This window comes from Kolteria novifilia, assembly GCA_007748055.1.
Classification (GTDB): Bacteria; Planctomycetota; Planctomycetia; order Kolteriales; family Kolteriaceae; genus Kolteria; species Kolteria novifilia.
Genome location: CP036279.1, coordinates 6582623 through 6606878 on the forward strand (window position 1 = coordinate 6582623; position 24256 = coordinate 6606878).

The 24256-nt window shown below is 62.3% G+C and carries 17 protein-coding genes; 10 read left to right on the forward strand and 7 right to left on the reverse strand.

Annotation, left to right across the window (positions count from 1 at the left end; translation table 11 throughout):
* Window positions 1-190 precede the first annotated feature (190 nt).
* Window positions 191-712 carry an SRPBCC family protein gene (locus Pan216_RS24230; RefSeq protein WP_145262211.1) on the forward strand — a complete coding sequence of 174 codons (522 nt, stop codon included), beginning with the start codon at window positions 191-193 and terminating at the stop codon, window positions 710-712.
* A gap of 218 nt (window positions 713-930) precedes the next feature.
* The gene (locus Pan216_RS24235) at window positions 931-2829 is read left to right on the forward strand and encodes a mucoidy inhibitor MuiA family protein (protein WP_145262213.1); all 1899 of its coding nucleotides are present in this window, start codon (window positions 931-933) and stop codon (window positions 2827-2829) included.
* Window positions 2830-2900: 71 nt separating this feature from the next.
* Here the strand turns inward: Pan216_RS24235 and Pan216_RS24240 are convergent, their stop codons facing one another.
* Window positions 2901-3761 (reverse strand): sugar phosphate isomerase/epimerase family protein, encoded by an 861-nt coding sequence (locus Pan216_RS24240; RefSeq protein WP_145262215.1) that lies wholly within the window; start codon window positions 3759-3761, stop codon window positions 2901-2903.
* Window positions 3762-4354: 593 nt separating this feature from the next.
* On the opposite strand from Pan216_RS24240, the gene Pan216_RS24245 reads away from it, so the two are divergent.
* Both Pan216_RS24245 and Pan216_RS24250 read left to right on the forward strand, forming a co-directional pair.
* The gene (locus Pan216_RS24245; RefSeq protein WP_145262217.1) at window positions 4355-4876 is read left to right on the forward strand and encodes a peroxiredoxin family protein; all 522 of its coding nucleotides are present in this window, start codon (window positions 4355-4357) and stop codon (window positions 4874-4876) included.
* A 488-nt stretch (window positions 4877-5364) separates the two neighbouring features.
* Window positions 5365-8331 (forward strand): carbohydrate binding domain-containing protein, encoded by a 2967-nt coding sequence (locus tag Pan216_RS24250; protein ID WP_145262219.1) that lies wholly within the window; start codon window positions 5365-5367, stop codon window positions 8329-8331.
* A gap of 13 nt (window positions 8332-8344) precedes the next feature.
* Here the strand turns inward: Pan216_RS24250 and Pan216_RS24255 are convergent, their stop codons facing one another.
* The 4 genes from Pan216_RS24255 to Pan216_RS24270 all read right to left on the reverse strand — a co-directional run bounded on the left by Pan216_RS24255 (window position 8345) and on the right by Pan216_RS24270 (window position 13134).
* Window positions 8345-11032 carry a M16 family metallopeptidase gene (locus tag Pan216_RS24255; protein ID WP_145262220.1) on the reverse strand — a complete coding sequence of 896 codons (2688 nt, stop codon included), beginning with the start codon at window positions 11030-11032 and terminating at the stop codon, window positions 8345-8347.
* A 201-nt stretch (window positions 11033-11233) separates the two neighbouring features.
* A complete protein-coding gene (gene nirD, locus Pan216_RS24260; RefSeq protein ID WP_145262222.1) occupies window positions 11234-11551 on the reverse strand; it encodes a nitrite reductase small subunit NirD in 318 nt (105 codons plus the stop codon).
* Between the two features lie 54 nt (window positions 11552-11605).
* Window positions 11606-12637 (reverse strand): hypothetical protein, encoded by a 1032-nt coding sequence (locus tag Pan216_RS24265; protein WP_145262224.1) that lies wholly within the window; start codon window positions 12635-12637, stop codon window positions 11606-11608.
* The gene (locus tag Pan216_RS24270) at window positions 12592-13134 is read right to left on the reverse strand and encodes an RNA polymerase sigma factor (protein WP_145262226.1); all 543 of its coding nucleotides are present in this window, start codon (window positions 13132-13134) and stop codon (window positions 12592-12594) included. The genes Pan216_RS24265 and Pan216_RS24270 overlap by 46 nt, the downstream gene beginning before the upstream one ends.
* 406 nt (window positions 13135-13540) lie before the next feature.
* Here Pan216_RS24270 and Pan216_RS24275 point away from each other — a divergent pair, with 406 nt between their 5' ends.
* Together Pan216_RS24275 and Pan216_RS24280 are read left to right on the forward strand one after the other, a co-directional pair.
* Window positions 13541-14710, forward strand: coding sequence for a sugar phosphate isomerase/epimerase family protein (locus Pan216_RS24275; RefSeq protein WP_145262228.1), 1170 nt, complete (start codon window positions 13541-13543; stop codon window positions 14708-14710).
* Window positions 14711-14974: 264 nt separating this feature from the next.
* Window positions 14975-16963 carry an erythromycin esterase family protein gene (locus Pan216_RS24280; RefSeq protein WP_145262230.1) on the forward strand — a complete coding sequence of 663 codons (1989 nt, stop codon included), beginning with the start codon at window positions 14975-14977 and terminating at the stop codon, window positions 16961-16963.
* Window positions 16964-17062: 99 nt separating this feature from the next.
* On the opposite strand, the gene Pan216_RS24285 is transcribed toward Pan216_RS24280, so the two are convergent.
* Window positions 17063-17866 carry a cytochrome c gene (locus Pan216_RS24285; protein ID WP_419192931.1) on the reverse strand — a complete coding sequence of 268 codons (804 nt, stop codon included), beginning with the start codon at window positions 17864-17866 and terminating at the stop codon, window positions 17063-17065.
* Window positions 17867-18348: 482 nt separating this feature from the next.
* Entirely contained in the window at window positions 18349-19266 is a 918-nt protein-coding gene (gene rfbD, locus Pan216_RS24290) for a dTDP-4-dehydrorhamnose reductase (RefSeq protein ID WP_145262233.1), read from the reverse strand.
* Window positions 19267-19674: 408 nt separating this feature from the next.
* Between rfbD and Pan216_RS24295 the strand changes: the two genes are divergently transcribed.
* From Pan216_RS24295 to Pan216_RS24310, 4 genes are all read left to right on the forward strand, one after another.
* Window positions 19675-20922 carry a beta-ketoacyl-[acyl-carrier-protein] synthase family protein gene (locus Pan216_RS24295; protein ID WP_145262235.1) on the forward strand — a complete coding sequence of 416 codons (1248 nt, stop codon included), beginning with the start codon at window positions 19675-19677 and terminating at the stop codon, window positions 20920-20922.
* A 47-nt stretch (window positions 20923-20969) separates the two neighbouring features.
* On the forward strand, window positions 20970-21239 hold the full coding sequence (locus tag Pan216_RS24300; RefSeq protein WP_145262237.1) for an acyl carrier protein: 270 nt from the start codon (window positions 20970-20972) through the stop codon (window positions 21237-21239).
* A gap of 110 nt (window positions 21240-21349) precedes the next feature.
* The gene (locus Pan216_RS24305) at window positions 21350-22735 is read left to right on the forward strand and encodes a phytoene desaturase family protein (protein ID WP_419192932.1); all 1386 of its coding nucleotides are present in this window, start codon (window positions 21350-21352) and stop codon (window positions 22733-22735) included.
* Window positions 22736-22801: 66 nt separating this feature from the next.
* Complete coding sequence (locus tag Pan216_RS24310) at window positions 22802-24235, forward strand: phytoene desaturase family protein (RefSeq protein WP_145262239.1); 1434 nt, start codon at window positions 22802-22804, stop codon at window positions 24233-24235.
* Window positions 24236-24256: the final 21 nt, after the last annotated feature.

A 24256-nucleotide genomic window follows, 5' to 3' on the forward strand; every position in this document is an offset into this window, starting at 1 on the left:
CGAACCGGAGCTTCGGGTGTCGATTCGCCTCGACGAGAGTCACCGTCAACCCTTTGGGCGCCCTACATAGCGCTTCTCCCTAGACCGGAATCGGACGAGTTACTCCATTTCTGGTCCTGTTCCGGAAACCCATCGCGCCTAGAATGAATGCGCCCATGAATGTCGGTACGCCACAGGAGGTTCGTGCAAGATGCCGAAGCCTTATCGACTCGAACGCACCCAACGACTTCCCATTCCCTTGGACGAGTGCTGGAAGTTCTTCTCCAACCCCCAGAACCTCCCGGTCATTACGCCACCCTGGCTCGGGTTCGAGGTGCTCGATTCGGAACCGACCGCAATTCACCCCGGCATGATCCTTCGCTACCACGTGCACCCAATGTTCGGTCGCCGCGTGACGTGGGTCACGGAGATCACGCACGTCGACGAGGGAACGTTCTTCGTCGACGAACAGCGTTTCGGCCCCTACCATTTCTGGCATCACAAGCACTATTTTCGGCCGGTCGGCATCGGAACCGAAGTCCGTGACGTCGTCGACTACCTGCTTCCCTACGGACCGCTCGGACGACTTGCCCACGAATGGAGCGTCCGCGGAAAACTCCGAGATATCTTCGACTACCGCCACCGGGTGCTCCAGGAGCGCTTCGACGGATCCGGGCAGAAGTCGAACTCCACCTTCGTCACCTCGCCTAGACGTTCGCGAGCTCACGCCTGACAATGAGGCGGGGCCATCGAAGTGATCCTGACGAGTCATGACGCGGCGCGCGCGAGAACTCGGCAACCGATCCGGCGCGCCAGCCGGTGAGCAACCATCGCTCGCGAGCCACTTTCTCGACTCGATCGCTAAGGACTCCCCCGCACGTTCGTTGATGGAGCGGAGAGCAATCATCTCGTCGCCGGACGTTCGCGCCGGCGAGGTCGAAGGAGAAGCACATGCGCGGAAATGGAAGCTGGGCGTTGGTCACGGCGTGCGCCGTGGCCCTACTCCACGGAGCACCGGCCAGCGCCGCCGAGGACCGGGTGGAAATCAAAGGCAAGATCGACGCGGTCACCGTCTATCAAGGCCAAGCCCTCGTCACCAGACTCGTCGCCATCCCCGGCCCGGCGGGGCTCAAGGAGATCGCGGTGACCGATCTGCCCGAGCAAGTCGTCCCCGGAAGTCTCTACGCCGAGTCGGCCGAGGGCATTGAGGTCCGTTCGGTCCTCTACCGACTCCGTCACGTCACCAAGCACGACCGCGAGGAGGTCCGCGAACTCGAGGAGAAGATCCGTGAAATCCAGGACGAGTTGGAGCGGAACAATCGGCTCGCCCAACAACTCGAAAACTTCAAGAACTACCTGAGCCGGCTCGAAACCTTCACCGCGGTCACCGCCAACACGGAATTGACCAAGGGCGTGCTCAACGCCGAGACGCTCAAGGCGCTCACCGACTTCATCTTCGAGAAACGCTCCCTCATGACCGAGCGAGAGTTGACTTACAGCAAGGAACGGCGCGAACTCGAGGAAGAACTCCGGACGCGGCAACGCGAGTTGAGCGAATTGACCCGCGGATCGACGCGGGCGGCGCGCGAAGCGGTGATCTTTTGCAACGTCGCCGGCGACGGCGGCCAATTGCGACTTCGCTACCTCGTCAACGAGGCGACCTGGTCGCGGTCCTACAACGTCCGCTCCGACGCCGAACGCAAAGCGGTCACCGTCGAGGTGAACGCCCAGGTCCAACAACTCAGCGGCGAGGAGTGGACCAACGTGAAAATGTCCCTCTCCACCGCGACGCCCGCTCTAGTGGCGTCGGCGCCAACCCTACTCCCCTTGGCGATCACGCTGCAGCGATCCGCGGCGGACGAGGCCAAGGCGTCGGCCGATCGCGAGTACCTCTTCCGCAAGAAGCAGGACCTCGCCCAACGCCGTCGGCAGATCGAATCGACGAGGAACAACACGTTCTCCGACTCCCTCGGTTACGGAGCCGGCAAAGGCCTCGGAGGCGGAGGCATCCAGCAGAATGCCGCATCGACCCCCGCCGGCAAGCAAGGACTGAGCCTCAGTGCCAACTCCCGCCAGGAGGAAGCGCTCAAGCAGCTCGATCGCGAACTCAACCGCGTCGCCCAGGAAGCCCAAGTCGTCGACTTGCTCGCCTTGGACAAATCCGGCGCGGCGAGCAACTTGACAAAGTCCGAGGAAGGGATCAGCGTCAGCTACGACATCGCCGCCCGGACGACGCTTCCCAGCCGGACCGACTACCAACTCATCCAGATCGCCTCGGTCGACATGAAGGCCGACGTCTACCGACTGGCGATTCCGGTCCTGACCAGCTTCGTCTATGAAGAAGCGGTCGTTACCAACGACAGCAAACTCGTCCTCCTCGATGGCCCGACCACCGCGTATGTCGCCGGCCAGTTCGTCGGTCGCGGAAGCATCCCCACCGTCGCGGTCGGCGAAGAGTTCACCGTCGGCTTCGGCGTCGATTCGTCGCTGCGGACCAGTCGCGAATTGCTCGACAAGGAAGAGATCGTTCAGGGCGGCAACCGGGTCGTCACCCTCAAGTACCGACTCGCGGTCGAGAACTTCAACGGCAAGCCGGTGAACGTGCGACTTCTTGATCGCTTGCCGACGACCAAGGGCAAGGAAGCCGAGGTGACGCTCATCAAGACCAGCCACGAGCTGAGCGAGGATCAGGCCTACCAGGTCGACCGCGAGAAGAAGGGGCTTCTGCGGTGGGACATCGAAGTGCCCGCCCAGGCTATCGGCCCCAAGGCCTTCGACGTGACCTACGAGTTCAAGATCGAGTACGACCGGCAGATGACCATCGCCGGTGGCTTGAACGATCGCCGCTGAGCTCTCCGGGTCCTCCTCTCCCAGTCTCGTTCGATTGGGAGAGGAGCCTTGGGTCAACGACGATCCGCCCCCTACGTGGCACTGGCCGGATCGGCGGCGAGCTTCTTCATGAAGAGGAGCCCGTCGGAGCAAAGCTTGTCGGCGTCGTCGAAGAGGGGACGCCAAATTCGAGCGGCCGCCGCCAAGTCGGGCATCGCCGACGAGAAGGCCTCGATCGTCATCCAGCCGTCGTAGCCGACCTCCTTCGCCCCACCGAAGAAGTCATCCCAGCGAATCGACCGACTCGATCCCGGCACGCCGCGATCGTTCTCCGAGACGTGGACGTGCGCCAGGTGAGGCTTCGCGGTCCGGAAGGCTTGGCGAACGTCCTTCTCCTCGATGTTCATGTGGAACGAGTCGAGCATCATCTTGACCGAGGGGTGATCGACGTCGGCACAGAGCCGGGCGCAATCGGCCGAGGTGTTGACCGAGAAGATCTCGAAGCGGTTGATCGGTTCGAGGACCAGCCCCACGCCGACGCCCGCGGCGATCTCGCCGGCCTCCTTGAGGAAGCTCACCATGTTCGCCCACTGAGCCTTCGTCACCGGCTGCCCGGTGAACCAGCCGAGCGGCTGCATCAGCGGTCCGCAGATATACTCGACGTTCATGAGCTTGGCCAATTCGAGCCGCTCGCGAATACCGGCGAGTCCCTTTTCGCGGACCGCGGGATCGTCGCTGAGCGGGTTCTCGTCCTCGCTGAGGACGGAGACGGCGGTCGCGCCAAGTCCAATCTTGCGATTGAACTCGCCGACCTTGGTCGCCATCTCCTTGCTGATGCCGAGGATCGGCCACTCCAACCCGTCGTAGCCCATCGCCTGAAGCTTCTCGCAGATGGGAAAGATCGAATCGTCGGGATTCGTGGTGTAGAGCAGCAGGTTCATTCCAAACTTCATCGGTTCCTCCAAGGGGCGCCGTCGACGCGTGCCCGTAGTGGTGGTTTGGTTGTTGTGTTTCTTTTAGGGGGACCACCGGCCCAACGCAACGAAAAGCTTGCGGCTCGGACTCCATGGGCGGCGCTCGTCGCCGGGCGTGCCGAGAATCTCTTCGGAAAACTCAGAAAGTCGTTCCACCGCGGGTTCTCCATCGATTAGCATGAAATCGATTTGGGGAAGGGGTAAGTCAGGTAGCGGTAAGGGACTGGAGTGATTCGGCCCCCAATCCGACCGGCCGCCACCAACTGGGATGGCCACCGCCCGAGATGGACTAGCCAACGACACAGTCGGCGTTCGTGGATTCGCGAAGGTCGTCTGTCCCACCACGCATGTGATGCGACCAAGATTGTTGGGATATTGACGCACGAATGACACTGCCTACCGGCGAATCGGTTGCCGGAGGTCTCGCCATCGCGATCAAGGGATCGTGACGTTGTTGACACCATGAAAGCCGACGGGAAGAAACCACGCGTCTCGCCTTCCCGGTCCCGTCGTGGCACCGGGACCAGGTGAAGCCGCGTTCGAAGAGAACTCATCCATTCGAGGAGTGAACCATGCGCAGTCTGTTGGTCAGCACGTTGATTCTGGGAATCGTTTCGATCGCCCACGCCGAGCCGAAGGCCGAGGTCGGCAAGCCGGCCCCCGACTTCACCCTCAAGGGAAGCGATGGCGAGACCTATTCGCTCGCCGACTTCAAGGGCAAGCAACCGGTCGTCATCGCGTGGTTCCCCAAGGCCTTCACGGGCGGATGCACCGCCGAGTGCAAGTCGATGCGTGCCAACGGAGACGCCCTTCGCAAGACCGGCGCTGCCTACTTCACTGCCAGTTGCGACACGCCCGAGCGCAACGCGAAGTTCGCCGAGTCGCTCGGTCTGGACTACCCGATCTTGAGCGACCCGATGCGGACCACCGCCCGCGCCTATGGCGTGGTCGACTCCGAACGGCTCAACCCGCGTCGCTGGACCTTCTACATCGACAAGAACGGGATCATCCGCGAGATCGACACCAAGGTGAAGACGAAGAGCCACGGCGCCGACATCGCCCAGAAGGTCAAAGAACTCGGCCTCGGCAGCTAGCAACCTGATCGGTTCGTTTGCTGACTAGAAAACTCTTGGGTGTCCTGCCCACGCTTACGTGGGCAGGCAACGTCGAACACGCTCACCGTGACCAGGGAGAAGCGATCCCACGCACGGACTGAGCAAGACCACCGACGCCAACTCATGCGCTCTGGTTGAACCACTTCTCCGCTCGCTTCTTCCCCAGCGGAATATTCTCCCCTTCGCCCGCCGTTCACCCATCTTTTTAGCCCCAGCGGCCGTAGTGAAGGGCTAAGGGAACTTGCGGTCGTCTCGCATCCTCGCTGAGTGGGAGAGACTATCTCTCGGTGCCGAAGGGACCGGTCGGCAGACCAATCTCACATCTCGACACAAGACCTGTCCCTGCGGCCCACTTCGTTCCCGTAGCAGCCCGCGGATCTACGACGGCCGTTCGTAGCCGGCAGCGAATAGATCAACGATCTGCGGAACCGATCGCACATCACCAACGACACTTCGGAGAAGATCTCATGGGCAGGACCTCGCCGAGAGGATCGAAACGACCTCGCACCTCCACAACCTCCAGCCCGATCTTGGCCATTGAGTCACTTGAGTCACGCTGTGTTCCCGCCACCGGGATTCTCAACGGTGGGTTCGACGATGGGACGCTTACGGGCTGGACGGACGCCGCCGTCGGATCGGCGGAGGTCGACACGACGCAAGAGGTCGTTCACGAAGGCGACGCGGCGGTAGTGCTCCGGCCCACGGACACGGGAACCGCTCGACTCGAGCAGACCGTCTCGCTCGAGGCCAACAGTACCTACACTCTTCGAGGCGCCATTGCCTCGCCCAAGGGCGCTTACGGATACCTCGGCGTGACCGGCTTCGACGGCCGCTGGTCAATCGAGGAAACGGGAGGAAACGCCGCTGGCTTCGAAACCCACGAACTACAGTTCACCACCGGCGACGAGGCCACCGAAGCGGTCATCTTCCTCCAGGCTTGGAAGCAGCAATCGGGCGCGGTCTATTTCGACTCGATCTCGCTCGCCGGCCCCGGTCTCGGTGATCCTCAGCCGACCCCGAATCCCGACCCCTCTCCCGGACCCGATCCAGCACCCAACCCAACCGATAATCTCGTCGTCAACGGCGACTTCGCCACGGAATCAACGTCGGGCTGGTCGGACGCGAGCCTGCTCGGCGCCGAAGCGACGGTCACCCCTGATGGCGGTGGCGACTTCGGTCTCACGCTCACTCCGTCCGAAGCGGGGACGGCCCGCCTCGAGCAGTCGATTGCCGTCGAGCCTGACACCGAGTACGTCCTTTCGGGGATGATCGTCTCGGACGGGGCCTACGGCTATCTCGGCGTTCAGGGCTTCGACGGCCGTTGGTCGGTCGCCGAACAGGGAGGCAACGACGCCACGCCCCAGCGTCACGAACTCACCTTCACCACCGCCGCGGATGTCAGCCAAGTCACCCTCTACGTCCAGGCTTGGAAGGGGCAGGCGGGGAGCGTCTCGTTCGACGATCTGGTGCTCGTCCCCGTCGGCGCGGAGCAGCCCGATCCCGATCCGGATCCGAACCCCACGCCCGACCCCGAGCCACCGCCAGAACCTAGCGGCAATCTCTTTGTGGGCGGAAGCTTCGAAAGCGGCGACCTTTCGAGTTTCGTGATCGACGGCTCGGCCGCGATCGTGTCCGGCGACGCCACCGATGGTTCCCAGATCCTACGGTTGACGCCTGGCGCCAACCAAACCGCTCGCGTCACCCGGATCATGAGCGACCTCAAACCGGAAACGCTCTACACCATCGCCGTGAAAGTCCGCACCAGCTCCGAAGAGCTGTGGGGGTCATTCAGCGTCGACCAAGGTACCCAGATCGACAAGTCGAACTCCGCCACCGGCACCGAGTGGCAGGAGAAACGTTTCATCTTCTACACCGACGTGAACGAGACGAGCGTCCGCGTTCGTCTCCAGGCCTACCTAACCGAGGTCGACGGCTACGTCGAGTTCGACGACATCCGCGTCACCGAAGGGCGGATGGCGATGCCGGAAGAACTCCCGCCGGGCACCGTCCACGCCCTGCCCCCGTGGCTCCCCACGCTGCCGGCGCCGGGAGCGAACGTGGTGCAGGCCTCCTCCTTCGAGTCGGAGGATGACGACTACGACGCCGACTACTTCTGGATCATGGACCATGGCGCGTTCACCGAGACCGCCGACGGCGCGCACCTGACGCTGACGCCCCAGATGGACGAGACCGCTCGAGCCGTGCAGGACATTCAGGTCGCACTGGTTCCGAGGACGACCTATACGCTGACTGCCAAGGCCAAGGTAAGCGACCAAGGTGGTTCGGGAACCATCGCCTTCGTGATGCGCGACGGATCGACCGCGTCGGCGATTGTCACGAGCGACGAGTGGTCGACCATTTCACTTACCTTCGACACGGGAGAGGACTACACCTACGGCAAGGTCCTCCTTGAGAGCTGGAAGGGTAACCCCGGCTCGTTCCTCGTCGACGACGTCGTGCTCAACGCGGTCGGCGGCGAGTGGCTCGACACGCCCTCTCCCACCCCGGCGATGACGACCGAGGTCCTCTACGACGACTTCAGCGGTGGCCTCTCCTCCGACAATTGGCTGATCGTCGATCGGGCTTGGGGAGGCGACAACGGCGGGCTCGTTCCCGAGAACGTCTCGATCGAGGATGGCATCCTCAAGCTCGAAGCTCACGGCGACCTCTACGACGGTGATGTCGTCGGCCATGGCGGTCAGACCAACCGTGTCGGCGCCGGGATCGCGACGCGCGACTACTACGCCTCGGGCCTCTACGAGGTCAACGCCCGGATCCCGACCGAGCTCGGGGCGGCCACCGCCTTCTGGACCTTCCACTACATCGAGTACTTCCCCGGCCAGGAAGAGTACTGGCAGGAACCGAGCAAGATTCGCAATACCGAGATCGATTGGGAGTTCCCGACCGCCCTCCAATCGGGGGAGACCAACGATCCGATCGCGTTTTCGAACGCCCGAGCCAACAGTTGGGGCGGCCAGCAAGGGGGCGAAGGCGCCCACCATCCCGGACGGGTCGAGATCCCGGCATGGGCCCTCGATGGGGAGTTCCACAACTACGCGATCGAATGGCACACCGGCGAGGACGACGAGACTCCCCGGGTGATCTGGCGAATCGATGGGATCGAGATCTATCGCGTCGAGGGGGCCGCGTTCGGCCAGGACCACATCCCCTATCGCGCCGCCCGATTCTGGGTCGGCATCTGGTTCCCCGCGGCAGGATACAAGGAACTCGTCGACGGCGAGTATCGCGACACCGTCGGCTGGGCCGGCGACCCAAACTTCGACACGACGGTCCTCGAAGTCGACTGGATTCGCATCACGCCCTTCAACGAAGCAGGCGACGCGTGGGAAGCCGAGACCTGGCCCAACGGTTGGTATGCCACGCCGAACGAGTATCCCGACGCGGACTCGGCCATCGACGAAGCCTTGTCGTGACCGTCGGGTAACCTCAGGAGGTCGCGCCGTTCATGATCGCGCCGACTGCGTCGGCGAGGTCTCCGGTCTGCTCGGGATCGCCGACGACGACGACGCGCGTTCCCTCGAGCCGAAGATGGCGACGAATCACTTCGTCGACCGTCGCGAGGGTCAATTCGCGAATCCCGGTGACGTAGTGGCTGTAGTAGTCGTCGGGCAAGTCATAGAGCGCGAGCTGGGCCAAGTGTGACAAGATGCCGCCGCTGGTCTCGAACCGGGCCGGAAAACGGCGGATGAGATACGCCTTGGCGTAATCGAGCTCCTCTTGGGTGATCGGCTTGCCGTCGGAGAGTGAGGCGATCTGGGTGAGAAACTCCTCCACCGCCTCACGCGTGCCGCTCGACTGGACCGCGGCGCCCGCGGTGAAGGCGCCACCGGCGCGCCGGAGCGTCAGGCTGCTGCGAGCACCATACGTCAGCCCCTTTTCTTCTCGAAGGCTAAGGTTGAGCCGACTGGCGAACTGCCCTCCCAGGACCGTGTTGGCCACAAGTAGCGGCAGGTAGTCGGGCGAGGAGCGGGCGATCGATGCTCGTCCAACCCGAATCACCGACTGGGCCGAGCCGGGCCGATCGACCGTCACCACATGCTGCCCATTGACGTCGGGACGTTCGAATGGTGTCGGCATGTCGGTCGAACCTCGCTGCTTCCAGTCGGCGAAGTGGTGCTCGACCATCTCCATCACTTCCGCGAGCGTCGTGTCGCCAACGACGAGAAGGGTCGCGCCATCGGGGCGATAGCGGCGTTCGAAGAAGTCGACGACGTCGGCACGACCGATCCGTCGCAGGTCCTCTTCGCGTCCATCGCAACAACGACCATAGGGGTGATCGGAGCCGAAGATCGCTTCGTCGATGGCCTCGTCGGCGAGGTAGGCGGGTTGTTCCTCGCGATACGCGATCTCCGCGAGAAGACGGCCACGCTCCCGTTCGAAGTCGTCCTCGGCCAGCATCGGTTGTCGCAAGACTTCGGCCAAGAGGGCGAAGGACTCGTGACGCATCTCCCGCAGGCAGCGAAGCGAGAGACTACCACTCTCGACCCCCATGCTCGACTGCAATGTCGCGCCGAGATGATCGAGCTTACGGACGAGCCCGAGTCCTTGATGGCGGACGGTTCCCTCGTCAAGCAGTTCCGAAGTAAGCCGCGCGAGTCCCGACTTGTCGGCGACGTCGTGACTGGACCCGGCGCGCATCAGCAGCAGATAGTCGATGCGCGGCAGCCGGGGCCAACGGACGAAGAGGAGGTCGAGTCCGCATGACGCGGTGGCCCGCTCGATCGCCGGAGCGCGAAAATCGGGATCGGGGCCGGCGTCCGGTAGGTGATCGTGGTGCCCCTTCTTCTTCGGAACGTGCGTTCCGGAACGATCTTCCGTCACCTCGCGTGCCGCCTTTGCTTGGCCACCTTGAGGCAGAACGCGCACCGAGGCGTAGGGACCGTTGAGATAACTCGCGGTGACGCGCTGGACATCCTCCGCGGTGACGGTCTGATAGGCATCGAGTTCGACGATGAACGAACGGGCGTGGAGATCCCCGGCGTAGAAAAGGTAGTGATTGAACGCGTCGGCGCGACCGAGCAGAGTTTCGATGCGGGCGTAGGCCTGATTCGCGTAAAAGTTGCGAATCCGCGTCATCTCGTCCTCGGTCGGAGGCGTGCTCGCCAACTCGGCGATCTGCTCGCGAATGACCACCTCGATCTCGTCGAGCGACTTGCCTGGCAACGCGTAGGCCCGAATACCGAACTGCCCGGTCAACTTGAGCGTCGCGTTGTAGGCGCCGATGGTGCTGATCAGGCGGCGCTCGCGATCGAGAATGCGTTTGAGCCGACTATCCTTGCTCCGCCCCGCGAGGACTTGGGCGGCGAAGTCGAGGGCCGGCTCGTCGGCATGAAAGCGGGTAATACCCGGCCACGCCAAATCGAGTCGCGGCAGCGCCACACGGTCCTCGAGCTCGGTGCTCCGCGAGCCATCTAGCGGCGATTCAATCACCTCTTGAATCGGCGGTTTGCTGCCGTCGGGAATCCCCCCGAAGTACCGTTCGATCCAGTCCTTCGTCGTTGGAGCTTCGAAGTCGCCCGCCACGACCAGCGACGCGTTGGAAGGACGGTAGTAGGTCTCGAAGAAGTCCTTGGCGTCTTGGAGCGTCGCGGCCTCGATGTGCTCCATCCAGCCGATCACCGGCCAGGAATAGGGATGATCGTCCGGGTAGAGCTGCTTGGCCATCACTTCGCTGGCCCGGCCGTAGGGCTGGTTGTCGATTCGCTGGCGCCGTTCATTTTGGACGACCGAACGCTGGTTTTCGAGTTTGGCCTCGCTGAGCACCGGCAAGAGCCGCCCCATGCGATCGGCCTCCATCCAGAGGGCCCGTTCGAGGAAGTTGCTGGGAACCACCTCGTAGTAGTTCGTGCGATCGTTGCTCGTGGAGCCGTTGATCGAGCCCCCCGCCTCCTGAAGAGGCTTGAAGTACTCATCATCGTAGCCCGCCGAACCCTCGAACATGAGGTGCTCGAAGAGGTGGGCGAGTCCCGTCAGCGTCGGCGATTCGTTCTTGGAACCGACGTGATACCACAGGTTCACCGCGACGATGGGAATCGCTCGGTCCTGATGCAGCACGACTTCCAGGCCGTTGCCAAGGCGGTAGCGGTCCAGGGCGAACTCGAGAATGTTGCTCACAGGCCTCTTCTATGCTTCTGAACTCAGGATTGCTCACTGCGTGCCAAATCCCGAATTCTACACGCACCGAGGTCAAAGAGGAACCGAGGTTGTCTTCCCCGAGGTCGCGTCCGGGCGAGAAGCGTCTGTTTTCAACAGCGTCGACAAGAGGGAGTGGGGCGGGGGGTGCGGTGGTCGCTCCAGGGAGAGGATGGTCCTTCGCTACCAATCGGCTTCGAGAAGAACCTTGTCGCCCTCGATCTTGATGGGGTAGGTGTTGACGCGTGTCCCGGCCTGGGGAGCATCGGCCCAAATGCCATCGTCGATGCGAAAGCGCCACGCGTGCCACGGGCAGGTGACGATACCGTCGGCGACGTGCCCTTCACTGAGCGGGGCGCCGGCGTGCGGACAGCAATCGTCGATCGCGTGAATCTTGCCCTCGATCCGAAAGAGGGCGATCAGTCGGCCCTCGACGACGACCGCTTGACCGGCGTTTTCGTCGATGTCGTCAACCTTTGCGACTTCCAACCAGCGGCTCATGAAGGGATCTCCAGGGATTCGATGGGGCGGCATGCTCACCCTGGATCAGTCTAGTCATTCGGGGGTGGAAGTCCCCGCGGACGACTCGGTCGCCCCGGCCGGCTTTGGGAGGGAGACGTCCTCCAGATGGAAGACCTTACGGTCGCTCTCGTGGTGAGCCGAGTGCTCGTACCAATTGTCGGGAAGCTTGGGCGAGCCCGCGAAGGAGAGCCGAACCCGCCGCCAACCGACCAGCGGGATTCCCCCCTCGATATCGAGTCGCTCGATCACCCCCGTTTTGGGATCGGCATAGAGATCAATGGTCTCCGGACCGACCCGCTCGCTGTTGAGCCGGCGACCGCGCAAGTGAATCCAGTCTCCCTCGGCCCCCTCGGGGGCATCGCTGGTCAGGGTGAGATCGTAGTCCTCCCCGAAACGCCGAAGCACCGCTTGCAAACTCAAGAACGGAACGTCCTCACCCTTTTTGCTGATGAAATGACGAAAACGATCGGCATCGCGCGAGGCGAAAATCGGCCCCACGGGCGGAATCCACCAAGCCAGGTCGCCATCGGTTCCCACGTAGACATCCCCAAGAGGCGTCGGGCGGCGAATGACGAAATGATCGCCGCCGCGGACGTAGACGACGCTCTCCACCGTGCCGGGAAACAGGGTGCCCCCTTCCGCCATCACCGCGTACTGCCGATCGACCTCCTGAGCGTTCTTCTCCATGATGAACTCAAGCGCGGCATGAGCGTCGCGTGCGAGCCCGCCGGTGAACAACCAGAACGCTCCCGCGATCATCAGCGTCGCGGCGATGCCGATCCCCGATCCCAACCACGGCGGCCTCGGCAACGTCCAACGCCGACGCGTCGTCCGCTCAAGAAGTTCCATCACCCGCTGGGTTCGATCCTCGGGCGTTTCGGTGCCATGAACCCGCTCCAAGAGCGCGTCGACGAAGAGGTGATCGGCGTGCCGCCGGAGCTCGTCCGAGGTCGCGTTCTCGGAAGGAGAGGCGAGCGGTTCGCCCTCCTCGTAGCGGTCTTCTCGATTGTTGGCGCTGTTCATGTTGCTGTTGCCTCGGCCCAGCGAAGTTTTCCGTGCAAGCATCCCAAGAGCTTCTCGCGACCGCGTTGGAGCCTCTTTTTGACGTTCTCGATCGAGACCGAGAGACGTTCGGCGAGTTCCCGGCCCTTCATCCCTTCCCGATAGCGCAGCTCGATCGTCGATCGGTAGGGCTCGGGGAGATCCTTCAAGCAGTCGCGCAGTGACTCGAGCTTCTCGTCGAGCGTGTCCCCGGTCTGGCGGTGCAGCGATTCGCAGCGGGCCTCAAGAAACTCGAGGACCTGCTCTTGCTGGATCACCTCGCGGCGATTGCCGGACATCTTGCGAAAGTGGCGCTTGAGCAAGTTCGAGGCGATGCCTCGAAGCCACGGTCCGAAAGGGCGAAAGGGGTCGAACTGATGGATCCGCCTCCAGGCAACCAACCAGGTCTCCTGGAAGATGTCGTCGACCGCGGCTCGATCGCGCAGCGACGCCCGCAGGTAAACCAGCAACATGTCCGAGTGCTCGCGGACGAGAACTTCGAAGAGATCTTTGAAATCCATGGTGTCCCCAATCGTCTTGATCCTCCAGTTAACCATTCCCAGGTGCCCGCGAAAAGGGGACAAGTGATCGGCGAGAAGACTTGGGGGAAGTCGTTCGCCGAGAAACCGGCTCGTGAGAGCCGCCGGCGGGGCGATTCGATCCGATCGCGCAAAAAGAATTTGCCTGACGGGTCTCGCGAGGTTTAGAAAGGTCACTGACTGGGCCGACTGTTGGGGGCAGATCCGAATTCGGCGAACCGTCCCTCGCGCGGAACCGAGCGAGCGTTCGCGGATCGCATGCCAACGTGCATCTTCCTTCCTTGGGGCCACGACGGGTCCACCCGCACCAACGAGGTCGACGTGACCGTCGCCCGGTCAACTGACACAACCGAGAACCATTGTCGAAAATCGCAATTGGAGAGTGCCGATGGGATACCAGCAGACGTCGCAACATCGCCCAGGAAAGAGTTCGTACCACCAGATCGGGCTGGTACGGGGCCAATTCGGGGACATTCCCGAAGACCAATGGCTCGACTACCTGGCCGAGACCGGATTCGACGGCTGGGAGGAAGCGACGTGGGAACTCGATCTCTCCAAGTGCCGCGACGATGCCGGCGCCGAAGCCTACGCCAAGGAGCGTGTCGAGAAAGCGAAGAGCCGCGGGCTGGAGATCTTCACCCTCGCGACGCACCTGCAGGGCCAGGCCCTCGGTGACGAACCCTCCGCCAAGACGCTCCAGTTCTGTGGCGGCGAAGCGATTGAAGCCTACGCGAGCTGGCGAGCGGCCGGCAGCGAACCGCCTCGGACCGATCCCTACTTCGTTCCCGAGGAAGTCGGCAAGCTGATCCACAGCCAGGCCCAAGCCGATCTGATCGCGGCCGTGCGGCTGGCCCACTACGTCGGCAAGCTCCAAGATCGCAAGGTTCCCGTCCCGGGGTTCGTCGGTTCCCCGGCGAACTGCTGGAGCCACTTCTTCGAGTTCCCGCCCCGCCCCAGTTCGATCGCCGGTCACGCGATTGCCGAAGTGCTCGACGTTAGCCTGGAGTTGCTCGCGGAACGTTTCGGCCCGGTCTTCGATGCCTGCAAGAAATACGGCGTCACGTACGATCTCGAATGTCACCCGAGCGAACGCGCCATGGGCGACATCGAGTCCGCCGGCGACTACCTAAGGGCGATGGAGAAAGCGGGATTCGCGGGCGTGGTCGGCTTCAACTTCGACCCGAGCCACATGCTCTGGCAGAACGTCTCGCCGATCGAGTTCATCCGCGAGTACGGCGACGTCATCCACTGCGCCCACATCAAGGGCGTGCAAGTCGTCAAGGATCCGGTCCGTGCCGGGCTACTTGGCGGTCATCGCCCGATGGGCCACCGGCTCAACGGCTGGAACTTCGTCACCCCCGGCTCGGGACGCGATAGCATCAACATCGAGGAGTGCCTCGTCGAACTCAATCGGGCCGGGTTCAGCGGCGCGGTCAGCATCGAGTGGGAAGACAACGACGCCTACAAGCTCGACGGCGGACGCGCCGCGTTGGCGAACGTGCATCGGTCCGATCTCCCCCCCTCGACTGGACGCCACGATGACACGCTGAAGGCGTGAGCGAACCGACACTCACGAATTGAGGACTTATGACTTGGGTGCCATGCCCACGCTCGCGGTGAGCATGCAAGGAGAAAAATCACGCTCGCCGTGGGCATGCCAAGGGGTCACGTTCGGGGGGATAGCTATTCCTCGCGAGCCCCAGTGGGGCATCACTTCTCACAACTCCTAGCACCATCCTTGGTATAAGATAATCAAGACCATCATCCCATCCTCGAACCGGTAGAAGACTCGTCGCCTCGCCAGGTCAAAGGGAGCGAATCCATGGTGCTGCGCTCAAATTCGGCTCTCGTCGCCTTCATCGTGACACTACAAGCGGCCCTTCTCTGTTCGGTTCTCGGCGCGGAACCGAACAACAACGCCACTGGCGATCGTGTTGAATGGCTTCAAGAGAACGCCGTTCGCATCGATTCGATCGATCCCGCGAACGAGGACTTTTCCGACCTCCAACCCCTCAAGGAGATGATCGGCGATGCCCGCGTCGTGATGCTCGGCGAGCAGTCTCACGGTGACGGGGCCACCTTTCTCGCCAAGACGCGACTGATCAAGTTTCTCCATCAGGAGATGGACTTCGACGTCCTCGCGTTCGAGAGTGGTCTCTACGACTGCCACAAGGCATGGGAAGCGTTTCGCGACGGACAGGATGCTCTCGCGGCCGCCCAGAGAGGCATCTTCGGTATCTGGACGCGGAGCCAACAACTCCAGCCCCTTTTCGACTACCTCGCCTCAAACGCCAACAAGGATCGCCCGCTGGAACTCTGCGGAGTCGACTGCCAACTAACGGCCAGCAGCTCGCGTGAACAGCTCTTGGTCGATCTTCGTGGCTTCCTGCGGGGTGACGAACCGATCGTCGAGGAGGAGCGATGGAGAACCATTGAACGGACCTACCGCAAACTCCTCGATCGAAGGGAAACCTTCGCGGAGAACGAGAAAGATCGAGCGATCAAGGGACTCGACGAGTTGCTCAACGTTTTGGAGAGCCTCGACGGCAACCGAAGGAACGATCCTCGCCAACTCGCCTTCTGGAAACAGTTCATCAAGAGCAGCCAAGCGGAGATCACCAGTCGCTGGCGCCGCCAACTCTCTACGACTCCCACGCCGAGCAACGATCGCGACAGTCAAATGGGCCAGAACTTGATTTGGCTCGCCAACGAACATTTCAAAGATCGCAAGATCATTGTCTGGGCGGCGACGTTCCACATCATGCGCCATCCCTCGGAGGTCGAACTCGACGGAAAGCCCGACTTCTACGCGGACATCGTCACCATGGGCGATGTGGCCTCGAAAGAACTCGGCGACGATGTCTTTTCGCTGGGATTCACCGCCTACGAGGGGAAGAAAGGCTACCCCTGGACGCAAGGATTCGACATCGGCCAGGCGCCCGCCGGAAGCCTCGATGCGATGCTCGCCGCCACGGGGCTCGAGAACACGATCATCAGCTTCCGAAAGCTTCCCGACGACGGCAAGTGGCTCGACTCCGAGTTCGTCAGCCGACCGCTCGGCTACGCCTCCGCGACGGCGCGTTGGCCTCGCGTCCTCGACGCGATGTTCTTCACGAAGCGGATGACGCCTAGCACGCCGGTCGTCGACGCCCCAAAGACGCTTCCAAAGCCTCGCAAGCGACAACCTCCCGCCGATCTCCTGAAAGAGCTCGAGACGCGTCGGCAGTCGATTCAAGAGCTCGTCGCCCGTCAGCAGTCTTGGGCCGACAAGAAGAGCTTCGACCTTCACTTCGAGCGGTGGAAGCAAGGTGAGTCGCCAAACCCGGCGGAACTGAAGGCGATGGAAGAGAAGGTCCTAGACTGGCTGGAACAACACGAGGGAGAACCCGGTTTCGATTGGAGGGCGCACCGGCTGCGTTCGGTCATGGCGCTGGCCCGGAACGCACCACAGGAGGCAGCCGGGCACTTGGATCAGGCCATCGCCAGCTACCCCAAGACGAGTTACCGCACTCCATCGTCCCAGAGTAGCTTTCAACACCTAGTCAACGCTCGCTGCATGTTGGAGTGGGATCACGAGGGCCCGGACGCGGCCATCCAACTCGCCGCCGACTATCTGGAACGCGACGAACGATTCCAGCACTTCTACCTTCGTCCGTGGAGCAAACGGATCGGCAACGAGGAGAAGAGTGCCCAGTGGACTTCGAAGCTGATCGAACGTCTCAGGAAGGCCTACGAGATCCGTGCCAAGTCATTTCCCGACGCCACCGTGGAGGCCCAGGAATTCGAGCAAGCCTTCGATCAGCTCAAATGAACGGAGCACGTCAACCTCTAGGGCGACGTGCTCCGCGTGATGTCATGATGGGGCGGCTTCGCGAGGGAAACCGCGACGGGCGAACCCCCGCCGCTCGTATTACTCCGAGCGGTAGACCTGGTGGCAGTCGTTGCAGGACTTCTGAAGGGTGTTGTGGGCTTCCTTGGCGGCTTCCAGATCGCCCTTGGCGTAGGCCTTGGCCATCACGATGGAACCCTCACGCATCTCGTCGCACCACTTCTTCCAGTCCTCGCCCTCTTCGTGCTCGCGAGAAATCACGGCCAAGCAAGCCATGAGCTGCGAAAGCGACGCGAACTGCATCGACTCCTTCTTGAAGTCGCGGTCGGACATCTTGTTGGCTTTGCCGGCGTTGCTGTCGATCGAGGAGACGCTCTTCATCAGCGTCTCCGAATCGATGACGTCGTTCCAGTCCATCACCTCGGTCGAGTCGACGGGCTTGATCTTCGCGGGGTAGTCGCCGATCGCGTCGTAGGCCTTCTTGGCGGCCTTGAAGTTACGATCCTCGGCCGCTTCGGAGAGTTCGATCCCCGCGGCGCGAAGGGCGGCCGCCTTCTGAGCGTTCTCCCCCTTCATCGTCATCACGCCGATGTTGCCCAAGACGGCGATCACGCGGGCCTGCCACGCGACCTTCTTGCGACCGCGGGCGAAGAGACCCGGCGACCGCATGCCCCGCTTCATGTCCTCGACGTAGATCTGAACGATCCGCTCGAGATCGGCGGGAGGAAGCAGCCCCTCCCACGTCGAAACCTCGGTCGCTAGTTTCGCCTCGGCGGCGATCGCGCCCCGCGTACCAGGAATGACGGTCGTGGCGACCAGGCCCGCGACCATCAGGGTCGCGGTGGTCATGGTGTAGAGCTTGATCCGAACTGGATGGAGGGACATTGGCATCCTCTTGCGCGTCAAGTTGATTCATCTCGAGAACGATGGCGGCGCTACCGCGTGAACTGTCCGTTGGGGGCGATGATATTGCTTCATCGCGCTCAGTGCAATCAGCGGGAACCGACGACCAATCGTGGAAAGCCGTGTCGACGCATCCCCAAGCACTCATCCGACGGGGAACATTCGACAGACACCGTTCGAGGCGGGCGGGCACAATCCCGTAAACCCGTCGCGAGTATAGCGCCCCGCCGCCGCCCCGGTCAAGGACCAGTCGATGCGCGAATCGTCTTGGTGCCGGTCGAGTTGTAGCGATGGTGACGATTAGTGGACGCGGAGAACGGAGCGACTTCGAATCGGCGGAGCAAATCGTGGAACGCAAACGCCTCGAACGTGATCGCGTGCCGGAAGGGACAGATCTCTCCGCATGCCTACGCAAGCGTGGAGCATGGCACCCAAGAGGCATCGGGAACGCGGGGAGGAGGGAATCAGCGGTTTGGTCGTTGCGAGAGGTAGTCCCGAAGGGCGTCGCGCCAGTCGCGTGGCGGGGCGATCCCCGCGAGTCGGGCAAGCTTCTCGTTGGAGAGCACGCTGTGAACGGGACGCCGTGCCGGGGCGCCGAACTCCTCGGTCGAGATCGGTTCGAGGGGAACCTCGAGCCCGGAAGCTTCGAAAATCTCTTTCGCGAAGTCGTGCCAAGTCGTCCGGCCCGCGTTGGTCACGTGCAGGATGTCCTTCCAATGAACATCGGGTCGTGTCGCGAGAAGCCGTGCCGTCGCCTCGGCCAGATCGGCGGTGAAGGTGGGCGTGCAGCGTTGATCGGCGACAACGCGAACTGGCCCCCCCTTCGCCGCGAGCCGAAGCATCGTCTCGACGAAGTTCCCCCCCTTGCCCCGCGAGCCCTTGACCCCATAGAGGCCGCAGGTGCGAATGACCAAACACTCCGCCGCGTAGGCCCGTACCTGGTATTCACCGGCGAGTTTGGAAATGCCGTACTGACTCTGGGGTGACGGCAGATCCTCTTCCGAGAAAGCGGCGTCGACGGCCGCGCCCTGACCGTCAAAAACATAGTCGGTGCTAAAATGAACCAGAAGCGCCCCAGCGGCGGTTGATGCGCGAGCGATCGCCCCCGCCGCGTGGGTGTTGACCGCGAATGCGGCGAGCGGATCCTCTTCCGCCTTGTCGACGAGGTTGTAGGCGGCGGTGTTGACGACGACATCGGGGGATTGGCGTTCGATCGCCGGCCCGATCGCGGCGAGATCGGTCAGGTCGAGGTCCTCGCGGGCCATGGTCACCAGTTCGTAGTGGCCAAGTGTCCGACGCAGGTCGGCCGCGAGTTGCCCGTTGGCTCCCAGCAGAAGGACTCGTTTCGTCGCCGGTTGTTGGTGCGGGTCGCGAGGTTTCATGCGAGTCAGGGTAGATCCAGGGAGGGAACGTTTCCAGCGAAAAAGGGGCTCTCCGCCAGCCAGGAAGGACCGGTCGGCCTACAATGGCCACGCGAAGCAAAAACGACCGGCAATCGGCGAGAAGTGGGGCTGGCGAGAGGGACCGGTTTCGGACACGATCGACGAACCGACACGCTTACGCGTCCGCTGGCTCGTCGAGTTCCTACGATGTCGCGACTGGTCAAGCGGACCGTTCGCGACCGGCGTTCGTCGTTGCACGGGGTGCCAGGGGCCGGTTAGAGGGGCGACACATCCCGGTTCCTTGTGTTCCCCAACTTACCTCCGCTTGCGAAACGGCCTACACCCCGCTACGCTCGCGAACGGTAGCCGGCAAACAATCAAGTGGGCAGGTACGCGACTCGAGGAAGAATGATCCAGCGTTCGGACGACAGGCGAATCGTCATCACCGGCATCGGCGTGACGAGTCCTCTCGGAAACACACTACCGGAACTGCGTGCCAACCTCCTCGCCGGCAAGTCGGGCGTCCAGGAGTTCGAGACGCGCTACGTCGGCAAAACGCTCGCTGGCATCTGCGACTTCGACGATCTCAAGTACCAGAAGCGCAAAGAGGTCCGTCGCGGCACCCGAGCCGGCTCGATCGCGATCTACTGCGCCCGCGAAGCCCTCGCCGACGCGCACATTGAACTCAGCGACGTCGAGCCGCAACGCGTCGGCGTCTACATCGGCACGACCGAGCACGGCAACGTCGAGACCGAAAACGAAATCAACGAGATCAAGCAGTACGACTACGATGTCAAGTACTGGACCCATCACCACAACCCGCGGACCGTCGCCAACAACCCCGCGGGCGAAGTGACGCTCAACCTCAAGCTGACTGGCCCGCACTACACGATTGGCGCGGCCTGCGCGGCGGGGAACGCCGGCTTGATCCAGGGAATGCAGATGCTCTGGCTGGACGAATGCGATCTAGCCTTGGCGGGAGGGGTTTCCGAGAGCATCCACACCTTCGGGATCTTCGCCGGCTTCAAGAGCCAGGGCGCCCTTGCGTGCCACGACGATCCCGCGAAAGCGTCGCGTCCCTTCGACACCGATCGCAACGGCATCGTCGTCGCCGAGGGCGGAGGTATCGTCACACTCGAACGTCTCTCCGACGCGAAGAAGCGGGGCGCGACGATTTACGCAGAGATTGTCGGCCACGGGATGAACTCCGACGCGGTCGACTTCGTCTTGCCCAACCCGACGCGACAAGCCGAATGCATGCGGCTGACGCTCAAGCGAGCGGGCATCTCGGCGTCGGAGGTCGATATCCTCAGCACGCACGCGACGTCGACGAAATTGGGCGATCAGCACGAGGCCCACGCGGTTCGAGATGTCTTCGCGAACTGTCCACGGCTTCACGTGAACAATACGAAGAGTTTTCTAGGCCATGCGATGGGAGCGGCGGGAGTGATCGAACTCTTCGGGAATCTCCCCTCGTTCACGGATAAGAAGGTCCACCCGACGATCAACCTGGATCACCTCGACGCCGAGTGCGAAATGCCGGGGCTGGTGGTGGGAGAACCTTGCTTGGTCGATGAGGTCACATACATTCTTAATAATTCCTTCGGAATGCTAGGCATAAACTCAGCATTGCTGGTACGCCGCTACGATGGTTGAGCAGCGGCATGGGGAAGAAACTGTAGCGTTTGGTTGAGGAAGCGAGAATGACGGAACCGGAAGTACGGCAAGCCGTGCTCGACATTATCGAGCGAATCGCCCCCGATGAGGAACTTGGCGACATCAACGATGCCGAGCCGATCCGCGAGCAGGTCGACCTCGATTCGATGGATTTCCTCGACATCGTCATGGAGCTGCGCAAGATCTACGGCGTGGAAGTCCCCGAAGAGGACTACGTCGAGCTCTCGACGCTCGAGCGCTCCGTCGCTTATCTGTCCCCGCGCATGCAAGACAAAGAATTGGCGGCCAAGGTCTGACGATTCTTCCTCCTCACAAGTGAGTTGTCGCCAAGTCGATCGCTCGCTTGGGATGGTGTTCCGTCCAACGTGCCTGCCTCGTCTCTCCTCGTGCGACGAAGGCGTCCCAGGTGAACGAAGACTTCGACACGCTGATCATCGGCGCGGGAATGTCGGGATTGGCGGCCGGAATTCGGCTCGCCTACTTCGGCCAACGCGTCCTCCTGGTTGAACGCCACTCCATCATCGGTGGCCTCAACTCCTTTTACCGCTTGCGCGGACGCGATCACGACGTCGGCCTCCACGCCGTCACCAACTACGTCCCCAAGGGAACCAAGGGCAAACCGCTCACCAAGCTCCTGCGGCAGCTCCGCATCTCTTGGGACGAACTCGATCTCTGCCCCCAGCTCGTCTCCTCGGTCGCCTTTCCAGGCCGACGACTGCGGTTCTCGAACGATTTCTCCCTCTTCCATGAGGAAGTCGCTCGCGAGTTCCCGCACCAAGCCGACGACTTCGCCAAGCTGGTCACCCTGATTCGCGACCACGACGAACTCGATCTCTCGCAAAAGGCCACCTCGGCCCGCGCGGTCATCGGCGACGTCCTGAGCGATCCGACTCTCATCGACATGCTCTTTTGCCCGCTCTGCTACTACGGCAGCGCCCTCGAGCACGACATGGACTGGAACCAGTTCGTGATCATGTTCAAGAGCATCTTCTTCGAGGGATTCGCTCGACCGCGACGCGGCGTGCGCCACATCATTAAGCTCCTCTCCCAACGATTCAAAAAGAACGGCGGCATCCTGCGCACCAAGTGCGGCGTCGAACGCCTCGACGTCAAGGACGGACGCGTCGCCTCGGTCACCCTCGACAACGGCGATGTCGTCAACGCGGAACGCATCCTCTCCTCGGCGGGACTGGCGGAAACCTTGCGGCTTTGCGGCAAGGAACCGACGGGGGACGACGAGCAACCGGGCCAAATCAGCTTCATGGAGTCAATCTCCGTCCTCGACCGGCTTCCCAGCGACCTGGGCCACGACGAGACCATTACCTTCTTCTGCTCGAGCGACCGCTTCAACTACCGCGTCCCCGAGGGACTGAGCGACCCGACCAGCGGCGTGATCTGTAGCCCCAACAACTACGCGTACGACGAGCCCCTCGACGAGGGCATCATGCGGGTCACCACCCAGGCTCGTTTCGATCGCTGGGACGCGATGGAGGAGCCCGGCTACGTCGCCGCGAAGCACGCGTGTTACGAAGCGTCGTTGGACGAAGTGGTCAAATTCGTGCCCGATTTTCGCCCAAACGTCGTCGATGTCGACATTTTCACGCCGAGAACGATCAAAAAGTTCACCGGTCACGACAACGGAGCGGTCTACGGAGCCCCCCACAAACGCCTGGATGGACGCACGCACTTGGAGAATCTTTTCCTCTGCGGCACCGACCAGGGCTTCCTCGGGATCGTCGGCGCGGTCCTGAGCGGGATTTCCATGGCGAATCTTCACTTGCTAAAGTCGTAAAGTGACAGGAGGCGCTTTCGTCGGCGCCACGGATGTCGTTTTCTTGATCTGCGCGGGCCGAGCCTCATGCCGAAAGATTTTCTCGAAGGTGTTCAAGACGAATATGACGTGATCGTCATCGGTAGCGGTCTGGGGGGACTGACCTCCGCGAACGTCCTGGCCAAATGCGGTCACCGCGTCCTCGTGCTCGAGCAGCACTACAAGCTCGGCGGACTCGCCACCTGGTTCAAACGGCCTAAGGGCCATATCTTCGACATTTCCCTGCACGGTTTTCCCGTCGGGATGAAAAAGAGCTGCCGCAAGTACTGGAACAAGGAGATCCACGACTCCATCGTCCAGCTCGAGCAGATTCGTTTCGACAACCCACAGTTTTCCCTCACCACCACCTTCGACACCGCCGATTTCACGCGGATCATGACCGACGAACTCGGCGTCGCCCGCGAAACCGTCGATGACTTCTTCAAGACGGTTCGCTCGATGAACTACTACGACGACCAGTCGATGACAACGCGGGAGCTCTTCGAACGCTTCTTCCCGGGCAACTCGAAGGTCGTCCGACTGCTGATGGAGCCGATCGCCTACGCCAACGGCTCGACCTTGGACGATCCGGCGATCACCTACGGCATCGTCTTCTCGAACTTCATGCACAAGGGAGTCTTCACCTTCCAGGGCGGGACCGACCTGCTCGTCACGAAGATGCAAGCCGAACTCGAGCGCAACGGCGTCGACTGCCGCATCCGCTGCCCCGTCGAGAAGATCCTGGTCGATTCCAAACGCCGGATCGAGGGGGTCCGGGTCCTCGGCCGGGACATCAAAGCCCGCGCGGTCGTCTCCAACGCCAACGTCAAGCTGACGATCGAGAAGCTCCTCGGCGCCGAGCACGTCGACAAGGATTTTTTCCAGGAATGCGAGAGCGTCCGGCTCAACAACAGCAGTTGCCAGGTCTACATCGGCATCAAGGAGGGCGAGTCATTCGAGCGGATCGGTGATCTCTTTTTCACGTCGGTCTGCCCGACCTTCGATTCGCAACGGCTGCTCGATCTCGATTCCACGAGCCGGACCTTTTCCTTCTACTACCCCGACACCCGCCCCGGTTGGAACCGCTACATGGTCGTCTGCTCCACCAACGCCCGCTACGGCGACTGGATGGCCTTTAGCGAGGAAGAGTACCAGAACCAGAAAAAGTGGCTCTGCGACACCACCGTCGACGTGCTGGAGAAGTACATCCCCGACATCCGGGGAAAGATCAGCCACCTGGAAGTAGCGACGCCGCGGACGTTCAAGCACTACACCTGGCACGCCCAAGGGGCGTCATTCGGGACGAAGTTCGAGGGCCTCAAGATCAGCCAAGGGATCGCCGAGCAGGTTGACGGGCTCTTCCATGCCGGCTCGGTCGGGATCATCATGTCGGGTTGGTTGGGTGCTCTGAATTACGGAGTCATCGTCGCCAACAATGTCGACAAACTCCTCGCCTCGGCATTGGCCGGGCAATCGGGCTGATATAAGTTGAAAGCTCCAGGA

Excerpts from the sequence above, each read along its gene's own strand:
- Pan216_RS24300 (WP_145262237.1), top strand. The coding sequence starts at position 20,970 with ATGACGGAACCGGAAGTACGGCAAGCCGTGCTCGACATTATCGAGCGA.
- Pan216_RS24295 (WP_145262235.1), top strand. The coding sequence starts at position 19,675 with ATGATCCAGCGTTCGGACGACAGGCGAATCGTCATCACCGGCATCGGC.
- Pan216_RS24230 (WP_145262211.1), top strand. The coding sequence starts at position 191 with ATGCCGAAGCCTTATCGACTCGAACGCACCCAACGACTTCCCATTCCC.
- Pan216_RS24265 (WP_145262224.1), bottom strand. The coding sequence starts at position 12,637 with ATGCTTGCACGGAAAACTTCGCTGGGCCGAGGCAACAGCAACATGAAC.
- Pan216_RS24280 (WP_145262230.1), top strand. The coding sequence starts at position 14,975 with ATGGTGCTGCGCTCAAATTCGGCTCTCGTCGCCTTCATCGTGACACTA.
- nirD (WP_145262222.1), bottom strand. The coding sequence starts at position 11,551 with ATGAGCCGCTGGTTGGAAGTCGCAAAGGTTGACGACATCGACGAAAAC.
- Pan216_RS24270 (WP_145262226.1), bottom strand. The coding sequence starts at position 13,134 with ATGGATTTCAAAGATCTCTTCGAAGTTCTCGTCCGCGAGCACTCGGAC.
- Pan216_RS24275 (WP_145262228.1), top strand. The coding sequence starts at position 13,541 with ATGGGATACCAGCAGACGTCGCAACATCGCCCAGGAAAGAGTTCGTAC.
- Pan216_RS24240 (WP_145262215.1), bottom strand. The coding sequence starts at position 3,761 with ATGAAGTTTGGAATGAACCTGCTGCTCTACACCACGAATCCCGACGAT.
- Pan216_RS24250 (WP_145262219.1), top strand. The coding sequence starts at position 5,365 with ATGGGCAGGACCTCGCCGAGAGGATCGAAACGACCTCGCACCTCCACA.
- Pan216_RS24235 (WP_145262213.1), top strand. The coding sequence starts at position 931 with ATGCGCGGAAATGGAAGCTGGGCGTTGGTCACGGCGTGCGCCGTGGCC.
- Pan216_RS24310 (WP_145262239.1), top strand. The coding sequence starts at position 22,802 with ATGCCGAAAGATTTTCTCGAAGGTGTTCAAGACGAATATGACGTGATC.
- Pan216_RS24245 (WP_145262217.1), top strand. The coding sequence starts at position 4,355 with ATGCGCAGTCTGTTGGTCAGCACGTTGATTCTGGGAATCGTTTCGATC.
- Pan216_RS24285 (WP_419192931.1), bottom strand. The coding sequence starts at position 17,866 with ATGTCCCTCCATCCAGTTCGGATCAAGCTCTACACCATGACCACCGCG.
- rfbD (WP_145262233.1), bottom strand. The coding sequence starts at position 19,266 with ATGAAACCTCGCGACCCGCACCAACAACCGGCGACGAAACGAGTCCTT.